The sequence below is a fragment of the Aquiflexum gelatinilyticum genome (assembly GCF_024813435.1).
In the GTDB taxonomy this organism is placed as follows: Bacteria; Bacteroidota; Bacteroidia; order Cytophagales; family Cyclobacteriaceae; genus Cognataquiflexum; species Cognataquiflexum gelatinilyticum.
Genome location: NZ_JANAEZ010000007.1, coordinates 245,602 through 261,606 on the forward strand (window position 1 = coordinate 245,602; position 16,005 = coordinate 261,606).

At 39.2% G+C, this 16,005-nt stretch carries 16 protein-coding genes; 7 read left to right on the forward strand and 9 right to left on the reverse strand.

Going from position 1 to position 16,005, the window contains the following annotated elements:
* Nucleotides 1–63: 63 nt before the first annotated feature.
* Both NK987_RS16090 and mutY read right to left on the reverse strand, forming a co-directional pair.
* Nucleotides 64–507, reverse strand: a complete 444-nt coding sequence (locus tag NK987_RS16090) for a single-stranded DNA-binding protein (RefSeq protein WP_259264680.1) — start codon at nucleotides 505–507, stop codon at nucleotides 64–66.
* Between the two features lie 38 nt (nucleotides 508–545).
* The gene (gene mutY / locus NK987_RS16095; RefSeq protein ID WP_259264681.1) at nucleotides 546–1,634 is read right to left on the reverse strand and encodes an A/G-specific adenine glycosylase; all 1,089 of its coding nucleotides are present in this window, start codon (nucleotides 1,632–1,634) and stop codon (nucleotides 546–548) included.
* Between the two features lie 154 nt (nucleotides 1,635–1,788).
* Between mutY and NK987_RS16100 the strand changes: the two genes are divergently transcribed.
* The 4 genes from NK987_RS16100 to NK987_RS16115 all read left to right on the forward strand — a co-directional run bounded on the left by NK987_RS16100 (nucleotide 1,789) and on the right by NK987_RS16115 (nucleotide 6,496).
* Nucleotides 1,789–2,097, forward strand: coding sequence for an HU family DNA-binding protein (locus NK987_RS16100; protein ID WP_241124871.1), 309 nt, complete (start codon nucleotides 1,789–1,791; stop codon nucleotides 2,095–2,097).
* A 20-nt stretch (nucleotides 2,098–2,117) separates the two neighbouring features.
* Nucleotides 2,118–2,936: a tetratricopeptide repeat protein gene (locus tag NK987_RS16105; RefSeq protein WP_259264682.1), complete on the forward strand. Its 819-nt coding sequence runs from the start codon at nucleotides 2,118–2,120 to the stop codon at nucleotides 2,934–2,936.
* A gap of 184 nt (nucleotides 2,937–3,120) precedes the next feature.
* Nucleotides 3,121–4,692 carry an Rne/Rng family ribonuclease gene (locus tag NK987_RS16110; RefSeq protein WP_241124873.1) on the forward strand — a complete coding sequence of 524 codons (1,572 nt, stop codon included), beginning with the start codon at nucleotides 3,121–3,123 and terminating at the stop codon, nucleotides 4,690–4,692.
* Nucleotides 4,693–4,942: 250 nt separating this feature from the next.
* Nucleotides 4,943–6,496 (forward strand): outer membrane protein assembly factor BamB family protein, encoded by a 1,554-nt coding sequence (locus NK987_RS16115; RefSeq protein ID WP_259264683.1) that lies wholly within the window; start codon nucleotides 4,943–4,945, stop codon nucleotides 6,494–6,496.
* A 61-nt stretch (nucleotides 6,497–6,557) separates the two neighbouring features.
* Here NK987_RS16115 and NK987_RS16120 read toward each other — a convergent pair whose 3' ends face one another.
* The 4 genes from NK987_RS16120 to NK987_RS16135 form a co-directional block, all read right to left on the reverse strand.
* The gene (locus NK987_RS16120) at nucleotides 6,558–6,950 is read right to left on the reverse strand and encodes a hypothetical protein (protein WP_259264684.1); all 393 of its coding nucleotides are present in this window, start codon (nucleotides 6,948–6,950) and stop codon (nucleotides 6,558–6,560) included.
* Between the two features lie 191 nt (nucleotides 6,951–7,141).
* Nucleotides 7,142–7,363, reverse strand: coding sequence for a DUF433 domain-containing protein (locus NK987_RS16125; RefSeq protein ID WP_259264685.1), 222 nt, complete (start codon nucleotides 7,361–7,363; stop codon nucleotides 7,142–7,144).
* Between the two features lie 62 nt (nucleotides 7,364–7,425).
* Nucleotides 7,426–8,157 (reverse strand): SIMPL domain-containing protein, encoded by a 732-nt coding sequence (locus NK987_RS16130; RefSeq protein WP_259264686.1) that lies wholly within the window; start codon nucleotides 8,155–8,157, stop codon nucleotides 7,426–7,428.
* An 86-nt stretch (nucleotides 8,158–8,243) separates the two neighbouring features.
* On the reverse strand, nucleotides 8,244–9,731 hold the full coding sequence (locus NK987_RS16135) for a M14 family zinc carboxypeptidase (protein WP_259264687.1): 1,488 nt from the start codon (nucleotides 9,729–9,731) through the stop codon (nucleotides 8,244–8,246).
* Nucleotides 9,732–9,821: 90 nt separating this feature from the next.
* On the opposite strand from NK987_RS16135, the gene NK987_RS16140 reads away from it, so the two are divergent.
* Together NK987_RS16140 and NK987_RS16145 are read left to right on the forward strand one after the other, a co-directional pair.
* Entirely contained in the window at nucleotides 9,822–10,832 is a 1,011-nt protein-coding gene (locus tag NK987_RS16140) for a dipeptide epimerase (RefSeq protein WP_259264688.1), read from the forward strand.
* A 45-nt stretch (nucleotides 10,833–10,877) separates the two neighbouring features.
* On the forward strand, nucleotides 10,878–12,029 hold the full coding sequence (locus tag NK987_RS16145) for a 6-bladed beta-propeller (protein WP_259264689.1): 1,152 nt from the start codon (nucleotides 10,878–10,880) through the stop codon (nucleotides 12,027–12,029).
* Between the two features lie 270 nt (nucleotides 12,030–12,299).
* On the opposite strand, the gene NK987_RS16150 is transcribed toward NK987_RS16145, so the two are convergent.
* Nucleotides 12,300–13,577, reverse strand: a complete 1,278-nt coding sequence (locus NK987_RS16150; RefSeq protein ID WP_259264690.1) for a leucine-rich repeat domain-containing protein — start codon at nucleotides 13,575–13,577, stop codon at nucleotides 12,300–12,302.
* 233 nt (nucleotides 13,578–13,810) lie between these two features.
* A complete protein-coding gene (locus NK987_RS16155; protein ID WP_259264691.1) occupies nucleotides 13,811–14,797 on the reverse strand; it encodes a dipeptidase in 987 nt (328 codons plus the stop codon).
* Nucleotides 14,798–14,921: 124 nt separating this feature from the next.
* Between NK987_RS16155 and NK987_RS16160 the strand changes: the two genes are divergently transcribed.
* Complete coding sequence (locus tag NK987_RS16160) at nucleotides 14,922–15,434, forward strand: 3-hydroxyanthranilate 3,4-dioxygenase (RefSeq protein ID WP_259264692.1); 513 nt, start codon at nucleotides 14,922–14,924, stop codon at nucleotides 15,432–15,434.
* Between the two features lie 37 nt (nucleotides 15,435–15,471).
* On the opposite strand, the gene NK987_RS16165 is transcribed toward NK987_RS16160, so the two are convergent.
* A complete protein-coding gene (locus tag NK987_RS16165; protein ID WP_259264693.1) occupies nucleotides 15,472–15,960 on the reverse strand; it encodes a DUF6702 family protein in 489 nt (162 codons plus the stop codon).
* Between the last annotated feature and the right edge of the window lie 45 nt (nucleotides 15,961–16,005).

Sequence of the window (16,005 nt, forward strand, 5' to 3'; positions counted from 1 at the left end):
TAATTCCAGAATATGATCAATGCAAAATTAATCAAATACTCAGAAATTTTTCAACAATTTGATTTAGAAGGGTAAATCATCATCTTCCATTGGAGGTTCGCTCACTGCGGAAGGCTGATTGGAGGAGGAGTTTGAAGTATAACTTGGTGGGCTGGAAGGTGCACCACTGCCTTCAGGTTTGCCTCCGAGCATAGTAAAACTCAACACCCTGATTTTAGTTCTTTTTCTGTTTTGACCTTGGTCGTCCTGCCATGTATCGGATTTGATTTTTCCTTCTACAAACAGCTGCATTCCTTTTTTGAGGTACTGCTCTGCAATACGTGCCTGCCCATCCCAAAGCTCCAAATCATGCCATTCCGTATTTTCAACTCGGTTTCCTGACTTGTCTTTGTAGGCCTCTGTGGTCGCAAGCCTCAGATTGGCTACCACTTTATCCCCCTCTAAATGCTTTACTTCAGGATCTGCTCCTAAGTTGCCTACCAATATTACTTTGTTTACTCCGGCCATATTGTTGTTTGTTTATATTGTTAACGAAAACTTTGTCTTTAATTTAATGATAATTTTTGGTCGTCCAAAAACTTCACTATCAATCTCGGTTTTCCCAAATCCTCCAGATCTTCAAAGTCTAGGAGTTGATATCCCTTTTGGTCTGTCCATTCCTTTAGTATAGTCTTGCTCTCTTTTTGGACAATGACTGTGACAAAGTTGGCAAAAATTCTTTGATGAGTAAGGATGTGTTTGTACCACTTTTCTGATTCATTGACATAGGTTGTCATAAAACCTTGAATTTCTTCCAAAAAGCCGATTTGTCCCTCACTTTCATTTTGACTCGATAATTCATCCATTGGAAAATCATAGAGCCCCTGCCAGATATCTCCTTCCCCTCTCCTGCGTACCACTATCTCATTTTCACATAAAATAAAAGCATACCTGAAATACCGTTCCTTGATTTTCAGCTTTTTGATTTTGACAGGAAGGGAACCGACCAAATCATTGTTGAATGCAAAGCAACCGGCTTTCATTGGGCATTGATCGCAGTGGGGGTTTTTTGGGACACATTGCAAAGCCCCGAATTCCATGATGGCTTGGTTAAATTCTGCAGGTTTGTCTTTTGGAATTATTGCATTTGCCAAGGCTTCAAACTCTTTTTTCCCTGTGTTACTTGCAATATCGGTGGCAATACCAAAATACCTTGCCAAAACCCTAAACACGTTTCCATCCACTACCGCAACAGGTTCATTGAAAGCAAAAGATGCAATTGCCGCAGCGGTATAGCTACCTATTCCCTTCAATTGAAGTAGAGATTGATAGGAGTCAGGAAATATGCCTGAGTGGAAATCCCGGATGTCTTGGGCACAGCGGTGGAGGTTACGTGCCCTGCTGTAATATCCCAAGCCCTGCCAAAGTCTCATTACCATTTCCTCTGAAGAATTTGCCAAATCTTCAACATTTGGAAAATTTTCCAAAAATTTTTCAAAATAAGGCAGGCCTTGGGCCACTCTTGTTTGTTGGAGAATAATTTCAGACAACCAAATGATATATGGGTTATTGGTGTTTCTCCATGGCAAATCACGCTTGTTATGGGGGTACCACTCTAATAAAGTATGGACAAACGGATCAGAAATCAAAATCAAAGCATTTAAGGTGTTAAGACAATGTTAAACATTTCAATCTAATTTTGGACATTTTGTTTTTATATTGGAATGCTTCCTTTAAATTTGCAGTCCCAAAAATAGTTGGTTAATAGGTCGTTAAGCTTATTCCGTAATAAATTAAATTCATTAAACAGTGACTAAAGCAGAAGTAATCACCAAGATTTCGGACAAAACCGGAATCCAAAAAGACGATGTTACTCAGACAATTGAGGCATTCTTCAAAGTGGTAAAAGATTCCATGGCGGAGGGAGATAATATTTACGTAAGAGGCTTTGGCAGCTTTGTAAATAAAAAGAGAGCTAAAAAAATTGCTCGAAACATCTCCAAAAACACAGCGATCGTGATCGATGAGCATTTTGTTCCATCTTTCAAACCTTCTAAAGTGTTTATTGAAAAAATTAAAAACAGTAAAAAAATCAAAGAACTAGCACCTCAGGATTAATCCTGAGTGCTTTTTTCCTTATGAAAAAATCCCAAATTCTAGTTCTAATCCTTGGGGTAGCGACGATCGGTATTTTGTATTCTCTTCCACGTGTGGTTGTAGACAATGAAGAGGGCAGTACCCAGATCACCGAAGATCAGCCTTCTCTTGCCCAAAAGGCCGAAGAATTGCATGATGCGCCAATGGAAGCTGAGGACAGGGAAGTTTTGATTGGATTATTAGCAAATCTTGATAATCAGGATAATAAGGAAAAAATTGAGGCATTGTCAGATCAAATCGCATCGATTTATATCAAAGCAGGAAAATTTGACAGTGCGGCTTATACGCTTGATAGGGCTGCAGTAAAACTAGAAACACCTCAAAGTTGGGAAAAAGCAGGGGCTGCCTATTATGAAGCCTACACTTTTGCCTTAGATCAAGAAAAAGTTTCTCTTCTTGCAGAAAAAACCCGTACTTACCTAACCAAAGTTTTGGAGCAAGATCCAAAAAGACTGGACCTGAAAACAAAAATGGCAATGACTTACGTATCTTCAGCCAACCCGATGCAAGGTATCACCATGCTGAGGGAAGTATTGGAGGAAGATCCGACCAATGAAGATGGCCTCTTCAATATGGGAGTTTTGTCGATGCAGTCCGGTCAGTACAAAAGAGCTGCCGAAAGGTTTGAAGAATTGGTAAAACACCACCCTGAAAATGTACAGGGACAATTTTATCTAGGCGTAAGCTACTTCGAATCCAAGCAAAACAACAAAGCAAAACAGCAATTCGAGTTGGTTCAAAGCATGAGCAAAGACCCTATGGTTTTGGCAAGTGTGGAGGGTTACCTTGAGAGGTTATAAATTATTATTCAACTTTAAATCCTTAAAATTATGCCTTGCGGTAAAAAAAGAAAAAGACACAAAATCGCTACGCACAAGCGTAAGAAAAGACTTAGAAAAAACAGACATAAGAAGAAGTAATACACTTCTTCTTTTTGAGTTTTTACACTAAACGTTCATTTACATCATATAAAAACAGACACGATTGAGCACAGAATTATTAATCGATTCTGCTCAGAACGGTAGTCGCATTGCCCTTCTCAAAGACAAAAACCTGGTAGAAATCCACTCAGAAGGTGGGGAAAATCAGTTTAAAGTCGGAGATATTTATTTGGGTACAGTCCGTAAAATTGTCAATGGTCTCAACGCCGCCTTCATTGATGTCGGTTATGAAAAGGATGCTTTCCTGCATTATCAGGATTTGGGTCCCCAAATCACAAGCCTTAACAAATTTACAAAACTCGTTCGCAACAATAATTATCCCAACTTGAATCTTAAAGGATTTGAGAAAGAACCTGATATAGAAAAGCTTGGAAAAATCTCCAATGTATTGACTAAAGGAAATCAGGTTCTGGTGCAGGTGGTCAAAGAACCCATCTCCACCAAAGGCCCAAGACTATCGTGCGAGCTCTCCATCGCAGGTCGCTACCTGGTATTAGTCCCGTTTTCTGACACAGTCAACGTATCCAAAAAGATACGCAGTGCCGAAGAAAGAAAAAGGCTGGTACGCTTAATTACCTCTATCAAGCCGGCCAATTTTGGTGTCATCATCAGAACGGTTGCAGAAGGTCAGTCAGTATTAGAACTGGACAAAGACCTCAGAAATCTGCTGACGACCTGGGAAGAAGGCATGAAAAAACTGGCTAAAGCCAAAGGACGCGACAAAGTAATTGGAGAAATGAGCATGGCTTCCTCTATCATCAGAGACCTGCTCAACGAATCATTCGATGCAATCACCGTAGAGGATGAATTGACCTATGATCAAATCAGGTCTTACATCAGATCCATTGCCCCTGAAAAGGAAAAAATTGTGAAGCTTTACAACGGTAAAGCGAAGCTCTTTGAAAGTTTTGGAATAGAAAAGCAAATCAAAAGCTTGTTTGGTCAGACGATAAGTCTTCCACAGGGCGGTTATGTCATTATCGAGCATACCGAAGCCCTTCACGTCATAGACGTCAACAGTGGAAACAAGTCAAACCAAGAAAGTGATCAGGAAACAACAGCATTAAAAACCAACCTGGTCGCAGCAAAAGAAATTGCACGACAGCTTCGCCTCCGGGATATGGGAGGAATCATCGTCATCGACTTCATCGACATGAAAAAGGCCGACAACAAAAAGGCCATTTATGATGCCATGAGAGAAGAGATGAAAGATGACAGGTCTAAAAACACCGTATTGCCATTGACCAAGTTTGGTCTAATGCAGATTACAAGGCAGCGCGTGAGACCCGAAGTCAACATTGTCACCAAAGAAACCTGTCCGGCATGTAACGGCACAGGAAAGATCCAGGCCTCCATCTTGGTGGCCGATCAATTGGAAAAAGACCTCGAGCACATTGCTACTATCCAAAATGTTTCCAACATCCAGATCGGATTACACCCTTACCTGTATGCGTACTTCACGCATGGAGTCATCTCTCAGAGAGTAAGGTGGTTTTTCAAATACTTTAAGTGGGTAAAGCTGACAAAAGACTCTTCACTCCCGGTGACGGAGTACAAATTCCTGGACGACTCAGGAGAAGAAATAGAACTAACCGTAAAAAGCGAGACCGAATAGGTCCCGCTTTTTTTTTGCCAATTTTCGGTTCCAAAGGAGACTTTTATGAAATTTTTGAAAGAAATTTTGATGGCTGATAAATACGAATCCGCCTTTGCCTAACAATCAAGTAGCCTCAAATTTATTTCGAAAAGAATAAGTGAAAAATATTTTTAAAATGAACTAATATTCATTTTTTTTGCTGAATCCAATGAAGTCACCCCTTTCCTCCCTTTAACATTATTTACCGATTGAGGCCCTGAGATTCTATATGAAAATCCATCTTTTATTTTCTCTATCCATCCTTGTTGTATTTCCAAGTTTAGCCCAATCGACAAAGGTCCAGATAAGCCAAGTACCGATTGGCTATTCCTATTTCCACAGCGATTCCATAAGTGCAGTTGAATATAGGTTTGATAAAATGATCATTGATTATTACCTGGATACACCAAGAAACACTTTTACTTTAAAGCTGAGAGAAGTCAATAAAACAAAGACAAAATTCTTGAATTCAGGAGAAATTCTGTTTTTTGACCTTTCCGCTGAAAAACTTAAATGGTCAAAACCTATCAATTATGCCACTACCGAATTTCAACAATTTCCGGATTATCTTTTAGAATCAAGTTTGACTCAAAGCTACAGTTTGAATCTTGAATCCGGTCAGGTTCAATGGGAAGCAAAAACCGATATTTACCATATCCATAAACCAACAAATATTGGAATCGGATATCCATTTTTGAGGCCGGGACAAAAACCTTCCAATGTTCTCAAAGGAATTGATATCGGTTCAGGCGAAGAGGTGTGGAAAAGGATCATTCATAGGGATTATGGATGGAATGATGTCATTACTTTGAATGATTCAACTGTGGGAATTGTAGCATCAGGAATACAGGCTGTGAATATCCATGATGGTTCGGGATGGGCCTACTATACAACCACAGGGACAGAAAAGATAGATGGCAAGTCAACTGCGGCTATGACTGCAGTGGGAGTTGGCTTAGGCCTTTTGACAGGGTATTATGGCTATGGAGTGGGGATTAATGTCGTAACAGATATTGTTTCTAATGTAATTTACCACGAGAACAAACTTTTCATCACCTCTTTTGAAAAAATTGCCTGTATAGATGCTCTCACCGGAAAGGTTTTATGGAGCAATCCTCTTTCTGATAAATTGGTCAGCTCCGGCCATCTGTACTTGGAAAATGGTATCCTTTACCAATTGAATTTGGGTAGGGCACAAAACAACGGAAGGCGGGTAAAAATGGGTGTTCCTTATATGGTGGTATATGATCAAGATACCGGCAAACAGGGATTTTATACACCTTTCCCATTTGATGGTTTTGTATTGGACCATCAAATGAATGAGGCCTCCTTTGATATTCTTTCCAATCAGGAATTGGTCAGAATAGATAAAAAAAGTGGACAGATTATTAAACAATTGAATTTGACTTTGGAAAAAGGGGAGGAGTTTATATCACGGTTAGATTTTCCTGTCTATTACAAAGAAAATGAAAAGTTCTACGACATCCGGGAGGGGAATTCCAATTCTCAATTTATAAGGACTGCAAAAAACCAATTGTTGATGATAAATGAGGAGTTGGAATATGAAGGGAAATTCTCTCTTTTTGATTTTTATGGCCTAGTGGGGAGGTATAAAGACCTTTTGATCTTGCAAAAAGATGGAAAAATCTCAGTGATTGACGGCAACCAAATGGAAATTGCAACAATCAAGAACAAAGGTATTGCCTTGGTTTCTGATAAATTTCTATTGATAATTCAAGACGAGGCAGTTAAAAAATTTGACCTGGATTTGTTGATTCAGTAATAAGAATGCATGGATAAAATTTACCCCTAATTAACCATCAAGCGTCTTTAAACTTGTACAATTATTTTTTCTCTTCTTTTTTTTGACTAAGCTGAAAATTTATTTTCTCAGGAGAAATCGAATAGAATTTTTGAGTCAAATGATAGATGATGCCTTCCGGATCAACCAAAAATAGGGTGTATTGCCACTTTTTAACCTCGATATTATTTTGCGTAACACTTCCCATTTGACCACCTGATGTAGATCCCACATTTGCGGAAGAGTGCCGGAAATTTACCTCTTGTGCAAATACCAAAATTTCTCCGCCCGGTTCAACTTCTACAGTTTTTGATGGCATTCCCCATTCCGAAATCAGATTTTCTTTGGGTGAACCTACCCACTTGTTCATTAATTTTTTTTGGCCTGTACAAGAAGCAAGTAAGATGATAACAAAAATTACGATTAGTCTTTTCATATTTAGATGCTTTTGCAACCTTAAAAATATATCAATTTTCACGGAATATTAAAAATAAAGTTTGACAGAAAGAAGTCTAAACTTACTTCGCCTTTGTTCTGCCCGCCTTTTGCAGTGTCTGCACTGACATACCAGTATTTCAAATTGTGACTTGCCTAAATATTTTCAGAGACATAATTAAATCAAAAAGTTCAAGATGCAATCCGGATTTTATTTTCCTTATCCGCCGCAAATGCCAAGCAGGGATTGATCATCTGTTCGTTAAGCTCCTCGAAATCATTCATTATTTCTTCTTTGCTCATGCCATTTGACATCCAATTCAAAACATCATAAACAGTAATCCTCGTGCCTTTGATGCAAGGTTTGCCAAATCTTTTTTCTGCCCGAATTTCAATATATTCTTGATAGTTCATATTCTACGATTTTTCCAAACATTAAACCATTTGTTAATTTATGATTCTTAATTCAAAACTTTTCACCTCACCCCATAACTCAATCGCATCGTAATCGAAGCGGTTTTTTCTTTGGAAGAGGTATTGAAAGTACCGCCCCAAGAATAGTCCTCGGCAGAATTTTGACCGGTAATCTGGAAGATTCCCATGTTGGCTGAAAGCAGGTTTCCGAGTTTGGAACCTGAGTTTTCGGCTATTTTCTCTGCTCTGACCCGTGCATCCTCGGTAGCTTTGGAGATCATTTCGATCTTGAGGCTTTCCAATTGGGTATAGTAATAGCGGGGAGGTTGGGAATAGAATTTCACTCCCTGAAGCAAGAGTTCAGTAATTTCCCTACTGATTTTTTCTACTTTATCCACTTCAGTCGATTCTATCGAGAGGGTTTGGTTGAGTTGGTATCCCAAGAAAGTCTGCCCTGTGAAGTTTCCGCTGCTGCTGTAGTTTTGTTGGTAAAGCGGGTTGGTGTTTACTGCTTGAAAAATAATTTTTTCCTTGGGAATGCCTTTGGAAACCAGGTAGTCTGTTACGGCTTTTCTGTCTTTCTCAAGGTCAGTATAAGCTGTTTTGATATCAAAATTGTCCCTGCTAAAATTCCCCTCCCAAACTACCAAGTCAGAAGTAAAGTTCTTTTCACCCAAACCGGTGACATCGACAGTTCCTGATTTCTTGTTTCTGTTTACGATCGAATTACCAAGAATTGCAGCGGAAACAATGATGGCAGTAGCAAAGATGATTGCGGTCAGGTGTTTTCTCATGGTTTGCATAGTTTGGAAATAATAAGAAAGTGATTCTTAAATTTAGAATAAAACAGGATGATTAACTTCAATTAAGTCAAATGATTTCAATTGACACTCATTCTATAATTTTTCTCAATTGGCTTTTCAAGATCCACTAGGTATCCGTTCACCACAGCGTATTTCAATACGCCGTCTTTTGAAAGGAAGAAGTTGGGACTTCCTCCTGTACGGATCCCAAAAGGTATTGAAGTGGCGTTTTTAAATACCAAAATCGGCAAGCCATGTAATTCTCTGGCTTCCGATTCCTTTACTTTGACGGCTAGATAACCGGATTTCAACAATTCCAAGGCTTTTTCTGCACTGATATCGGAGACTTTCGCAAAAGCAGTTTCATAAATTTTACCTTCTGTGATTTCCATTCCGCTTGCATCCAATTCTTCATAGCCATAGAAAATCGACAAATCACCCAAGTCGTCAATTCCTCCACTCACATAGAAAGCGCCATTGGCGTCTATTTCCCTTCTGCGAATACCCAAGTCAATTGGGTAGGACAATGAATCTTTTTCCATCGGAAGGTTTCTGATTACGACATCCATCAGCCTTGTCGCATTTTCGGGAATGGAGTCATATTCGTCCAAAGAATAATTCTCATAGGACTGATCGGCGATTTCTTCCATGGCATGAAGCATAATCATAAAATTCAACTTCCTGATATATTGCTTTTCGGGATCGTTCGGATATCCGCCGGATTCGATCAGGATGGTGCTGGTACCCCATTTCTGGAAATTATCTCCAAAAGCTCTCGGCTCAAAAGCATCGTCGTATTTGCCCACATGGCCCGGTGCGACGGCCTCCATCATCCTGTTCATTCCGACGATCACTTGCATGGCTTTTTTGCGGACATCATTGATTTCTGTTTCGAAATTGTAAGCCGGCGCCAATATGGATATGGTTGCCGGAGTTGCTACTTCCCCTGCAGTGTAATAGGTCTGTTGGTCGTGAAGGTTAAACCCAAATGCCGGGGAAAATGTGTCTCTCGCATTTTTCAAGATTACTGCTTCAGGTGAAGCGAGTTTCGCAGCATCTCTATTGAGGTCAATATCCAACGCATTTCTCCTCATCCAATTATCCATTCCATCAGGATTGACAATCGGAATAAAACGGATGGTCAGCTTTTCCAACAGTTTATTTCTCAACTCATCCAAGCCATCATTTTCCCCTTCAAAAAAGTTGAAGAGGTCAAACAAGGCCATCGTCGCCGTGCTTTCATTGCCGTGCATCTGCGACCAAAGCATGACTTTGGTTTCGCCTGTGCCAATGGTCATCTGATAGATTTCCTTTCCTTCCACAGACTTACCGATTTCTTCCACTGCGAATTTACCTTTTCTGTCTTTGACCAAATGGATCACATCCGCATGCTTAAACCTGCGTTCTGTGATGCTTTTTTCCTGGTATTTCTCATAGGCCTGTTCCAGTTCTGTCACGTCAACAGGCGTCGATGCTGTTTCCGGTTCTTTTGGCTGACAAGAAATGCTAAAGTAAAAAATCGAAGAAAAGGCAATCAGTGAAATGGATTTCTGGAGGATTTGCATGGTATCTTAGTGATTGAAATTAATTGTCTAAGTTATAAACTTAGCCAAAAAAATAAATTTACTTTTGCCACAATTCCAAAATAAACCGAAATGAAGCTTTCTTTCTTTGTCCGCGATTTAGTTCTCAAACATACTTTTACCATCGCCCACCAAAGCCGCGATGTGCAGGATACGATCATTGTCAAACTGGAAGACGGGGATTTTTATGGATTGGGAGAGACGACGACCAACCCTTTTTATGGGATGACGGCGGAGAATATCTGCAGCAAACTCGAAGAAAGCAGAAGCATTGTTGAAAATGGCAATTGGTCTTCTCCCGAAGAACTTTGGGAGATGGGCAAAGTTGTTTTCAAAGACAATCCATTCGCTCAATGTGCTTTGGACTTGGCCGCTTGGGATTTTTTTACCAAGAAAAAAGGAAAGAAACTCTACGAGTATTTGGGTTTGGATCCTCAAAATATTCCCCTTACTAATTTCACGATCGGGATTGATTCCTTAGAAAAAATGGTAGCCAAGATGAAAGAAGTCGATTGGCCGCTGTATAAGATCAAACTTGGAACAGGGAATGACCTTGAAATCATCCGCGAACTGAGGAAGCATACCACTTCAAAATTCAGGATTGACGCCAACTGCGCTTGGACTGCGCAACAGGCGATTGCTTATTCGGAGGAACTCGCCCTACTCGGTGTCGAATTTATGGAGCAGCCTTTGGCAAAAGATGACCTCGAGGGCATGAAGGAAGTATTCAAATATTCCAAACTCCCTGTGATGGCGGATGAAAGCTGCATCGTCGAATCAGACGTCAAAAAATGTTACGGACTTTTTCACGGGATCAATGTGAAGTTGGTGAAAGCCGGAGGAATCACCCCGGCCTTGAGGATGATCCACGAGGCCAAGTCATTGGGCATGAAAACAATGGTCGGCTGTATGACCGAATCATCGATTGGCATCACGGCCATCGCCCATATTGCACCGCTGTTGGATTATGTGGACATGGATGGGGCGATGTTGCTCGCAGAGGACATTGCCAAAGGCGTGGCCATTACTCCCGATAGCGTGACTTTTCCTGCGGGAAATGGTATCGGAGCGGAGTTGGTTTGAATGATTTGCGATTTTGTTTCCAATAGAAAAGTTATAAATTTCGAAATGAAGAAAATAGTTTTGTTTCCTGTATTTATTTTTATCTTGTTTGGATGTAAGTCTTCAAGTAATGAGTCCACAACTTCCAATTTAAAAACAATTACTCAAAATTTACCCAGTAGCACTTCGTCAGTTGACCTTACGAATTTTTTGGAAATTACCGAGGTAATAAAACTCAATACGACTGATTCGTCAATAATTGATTTTGTAAATAAGGTTCTTATCGATGAGGATTTGGTTTTTATTAAGGGAGGAAGTTCCGTCTTCAAGTTTGACAAGCAGGGGAACTTTCTGGGTAAACTTTCAAAAAAGGGAGGTGGGCCAGATGAATATACTAACCTAACAGATTTAATCATTTTGCCGGATCAAAAAAAAATTTGGGTATATGATTCCAATCAGCGGGCTAGCTTTCAATATACCTATGACTTTGAATACGAGTTTGATTATGCCTTATCTTATCCACTTTTGGGATTGGAGCTACTTGAGAGTGGATTAGTTGGGACAGGTGGGTATTTGAATGTTTTGGATAAATTTTCTGGTCTGCACTTTTTTGCAGGAAGTAACTTGTCAACAGGTTACGAATTTTCCAAAAGTGAATTGAACTTTAATCCGGAAAAAGCCAAATACCTGCATATCAACAGACATGATTTTTTTTCAAAAACCATTGGCGGAGTTAATTTTGTGAATTCTTTTAACGATACTATTTATAAAATCAGTCCAGACTTTAGTGTTGCACCGGAATTTTATATTGATTTTGGGAATAAGAAAGTTACAGAGGAGGAATTGGTAGGAAAGGATTATACTTCAATCGTCGATGTATTTCAATATATCAACTCGTCAGAGAAATCATTCAATGTGGGTAATATTGTTAATCTGGAGAAAATACTCCTATACAATTTTTTCAATCAGGGACGTTCTTTTTTATCTCTCTTTGATAAAGGCTCGGATCAACTAAGTTCAGGCCAAAAAATCTTGTTTAGTTACCAAGATACAACTGTATTGGTTGATTTTTCAGAAGAGGTTTCATTTGGCAGTATCGGGAATAATCAAGGATATATGGTATTGCCTTCTGAATCAAGTGTTTTGGGGGATTCCCAATCTATTTTTAATGTCAAAGATGGCGATAACCCTATAATTCTGATTTTTAAAGAAAAATAAACTCATTTTTTCAATCAGAACTATCTTACTCTGTCGCTTTCGTCAGTGTCTTCACTGACGTCTTCATTTAACCGAAAATTGAAGTGAGTGAAGACACTCACTTTGGCCAAAATTATTGGCTTGAATTTTAAAGAATCGCAATTTTTTCTTCAATCAATCCAAAAGTGGAACTGGATAAGGACACTCAATTGGTATGGAGAATTGGTTTGAACATTTAAAAAATTGATGACAGATTTTATAACCCATTTTTTTAGATTAAAAATTTACTAATTAATTACAAGATTCATATCTGATGGGAACATTAACAAGCGACCTGATCCTTTTTATTTCTTCACAATCAAAGTTGTTGTTCTCAAGAACCAATGTTCCTAATTTTTGAAGATTTTTGATGGATTCAGGTAAGGTGGTCAATTTGTTATTTGAAACATAAAGTGTACTAAGATTTGATAGATCACCGATTTTTGGATTGAGTTCTTTTAGACCAATATTATTCATCGAAAGGATTTGCAAATTCTTATTTTCAAAGATATGGTCTTCCAATTGGAGTCCCTGGATATCATTTAGCCATAGCTGCCACAAACGGGGTATTGAACTCAGATCGGGTAATTTTTTTAATCTACTTCCCGAAAGGTTAATAATTATTAATTCTTTATTTGTCGAGAATGTTTGAGGAATTTCTGCGATTGGATTGTATGCCAATTCAATTATGTTTAGGGATCTGGAATCCTTGATGCCAACGGGAAATAGTGAGAGGTTATTATAATTTAAAGAGATAATAAACAATTTGGGGAGCTGGCTTAGGTCTGCTCCAAATTCAGTCAGGTTATTCGTTGATAAATCCAAGCGCTCTAGTGATTCCATTCCTGATAAATCAATGGGAAATGACGTGATTGAATTTCCCCTAAAACTGACATCTTTCAGGTTCTTTAACAATCCAAATTCTTTTGGTATAGATTCCAATTTACATTTGTTAATTGTTAGCAGTTCAAGGTTTACCAGCCCACCAATTTGGGAAGGTAAACTTTCAATATTTGACTTAAGTATTCTCAATTCCCGCAGTGCTTTCAAATTTCCAATGCTTTGAGGAAATCCAACCAAATTTGAGTCATGAATTTCAAGTTTGGCGAGGGTTGAAAGATTTCCCAAACTTTCTGGGAAATGCTGAAAGACTCCGCCATAAATTATCAGCGTGTGCAACTTGGAAAGGTTTCCAATACTTTCAGGAATTTCTATTAAAGAATTTTCGGTTGTTATTGCAAGTGTTTGAAGGTTTCGCAATTCACCAATCGACTCCGGCAACTTTGTCAAATTCGGCAGTACGATCCATAAACCCTCCAGATTTTCCATTTTCCCGATCTCCTCAGGTAAAGTAGTGAGGTCACCCTCATTTTCTACATAGATTGCTAATTGTCTTGCGGACTTAGGATTTTTCAATGCTTCTTCCAAAGAATGGAAAACTTTAAGCTCCAAGGGGGATTCAATCGGGTCTTCTATTTGATTACAAGCGAGGAGAAAAATGACTGGAATAATTCTAAAGAATTTCTTCATAGTAAAAATATTAAGGATTCCTCTTTATAGTAAAAATACTTTTTAAGTTGATAAAACCAAAACTTAAACAACCCAAAGGATAAAATTTTATAAATGTCAATCTGTCAATAACATCTGTTGCCGTCGTCAGTGTCTTCACTGACGGCCTCCACAATTCAACCTCAACCTTTATCCAACCGAAAATGGAAGTGAGTGAGGACACTCACTTTTGCCTAAAGAATTCGCTTGGGTCTTTAAACAATGGTTTTAAAAAACCGCTGACAGTTTTTGTAAGCTAATTTTTCCAGTTGCTTCTGTGGAAGGAGATCCGAAAGTTCATCCAAAAAAGAAGGATATTTGGAGGCGTCCTCTACCAATGGAAAATAAAACGGGTGGCGCTTTTTATCGGGGAAATCCTTGGTATAAAAGAAATCTGCACCGAAACAAAGACTATCTTCCCCTCCGATTTCGATTGCGTGAAGGATATGGTCGATGATCGTTTCGGGATTTTTATCATCCAAAAATGCCCTCAGGAAGTTGATGCCGATGATTCCATTCCGCCTGATTACCTCTTGGGCAAATTCATCCGTAAGGTTCCTCTTATGTTTCCAAATGCTCCGCATATTGGAATGGCTTGCGATAACAGGGATGTGAAGTTTGTTGGTATCGATGTGCTTCAGGATTCCTTCCGCCAATAAATCAGAAGTATGCGACAGGTCGATTGCGATTTTCCTTCCTGAGATATAATCCAAAATCTTCTTTCCGTCATCTTTCAGGCCGATGCCTTCGGTGTAATTGCCACCGCCAAACCTGTTTTCAGTATGGTGGGTCAGGCTGATATAGGCGATTCTGGAAGTCAGTGTAATCAGGTTTTCCAATTGGTCAAAAGCTGATGTAATCGGTGCTTTCTCATCTGCCAAGCCTGCGGCATTTTCCACCGCTGCGATCAGACCGATTTTACTGTCCAGATCCATCCTTTCCAAATAACCTTTGTCCACCTGAGAAACGTCCTTTGCGAAATCTTTGAGCATCATCCTATACTTTTCTGCTTGGCGGGTAGCGGATTCCATGCTTCCTGTAGCGACATCAGTATAGATGGCACAGACCTGCATTTTGACATTTCCTTTTTTCAACAAAGGCAGCGCACAGGCAATGTCGCTGGATTTGTCAGGAGCTGCATTTGGGATTTTGGCCAGGTAGGATAGGATGTCGCAATGGGTATCGATGATGGGAAGATTCATAAATCAAATGGATTGAACCTCAAAGTAAGGCATAAAATGAGAGTTTTTTTATACTTTTAAAATTCATTGCAGATGAAAACCTAAGTCAGTCATCTATTGTTTTTTTCTTTAAACCAATAAAAAAATGTCCATTTCCAAACCTATCAATTTTCAAAAGTGGATCGAAGAAAACCGTCACCTGCTCAAGCCGCCTATCGGAAATCAGGTTATCTATCAAGGAAATGATGATTTTATCGTCATGGTCGTCGGTGGACCCAATTCCCGAAAAGACTTCCACTATGATGAAGGAGAAGAATTTTTTTATCAGATCGAAGGGGATATCACCTTGAAAGTCGTGGACGAAGGCGAGGTAAAAGAGGTGCAGATCAAAGAAGGTGAAATGTTCCTCCTCCCTGCTAGGATGCCACATTCACCAAGAAGACCTGCGAATACGATCGGGTTGGTTTTTGAGCGGTACCGCAGAGCGGGCGAAAAAGACGGATTTATCTGGCACTGCGAAAATTGTGGCAACAAGCTCTACGAGGAATATGCCGAAATCACCGATATCGTCAACCAACTTCCACCGATCATGGAGCGGTTTTGGAATAATCCTGAAAATACGACTTGTAAGGAATGTGGGACGGAGATGCAAAAATAATTGACCCAATTTCTAAATTCATGGTGAAAGGTACATCCTAAAAATTCAATTCTCCCCTTTCATTGTCTTTGTATAAAATCAGGCTTTTAGGACTTTTTTCCAGATAAAAATTGATGATATTTTGTTGGCTTTCAAAATTGGAAATCAGGACTTCATTTTTTATTTCTACTTTTTTGGGCAAAGGGATATTGGTTGATTCCAAATAAAACCAAGCCGCTTCCTCCTCTATTTCATAACCCAAATAAGTGAGGCTGGCTTTTTGGCCATTGACCTTGATTTCGTTTTTTTCCAAAAGATAAACTTGTACTATTTTCTCCAGGTCAGCTTTATTTTTTGGATTCAGGAAATCCACTTTGGTATTGAATTTTTCTCCCAAAGCAGTTTCCAAATCATCCCAAAAAATCTTTTGGGCAATTTCAAGACTTTGGTTGGTAGGATTATAGCGGATTTCGGTCAGGCTGATATAGAAAGGATGAAATAAAGCCTTCCATCCTAAAAAGAATATGAATATGTAATTGAATTGCATTTGGGTCACCATATTTTATTTTCTTTGCAAATTAGACAGAAATCA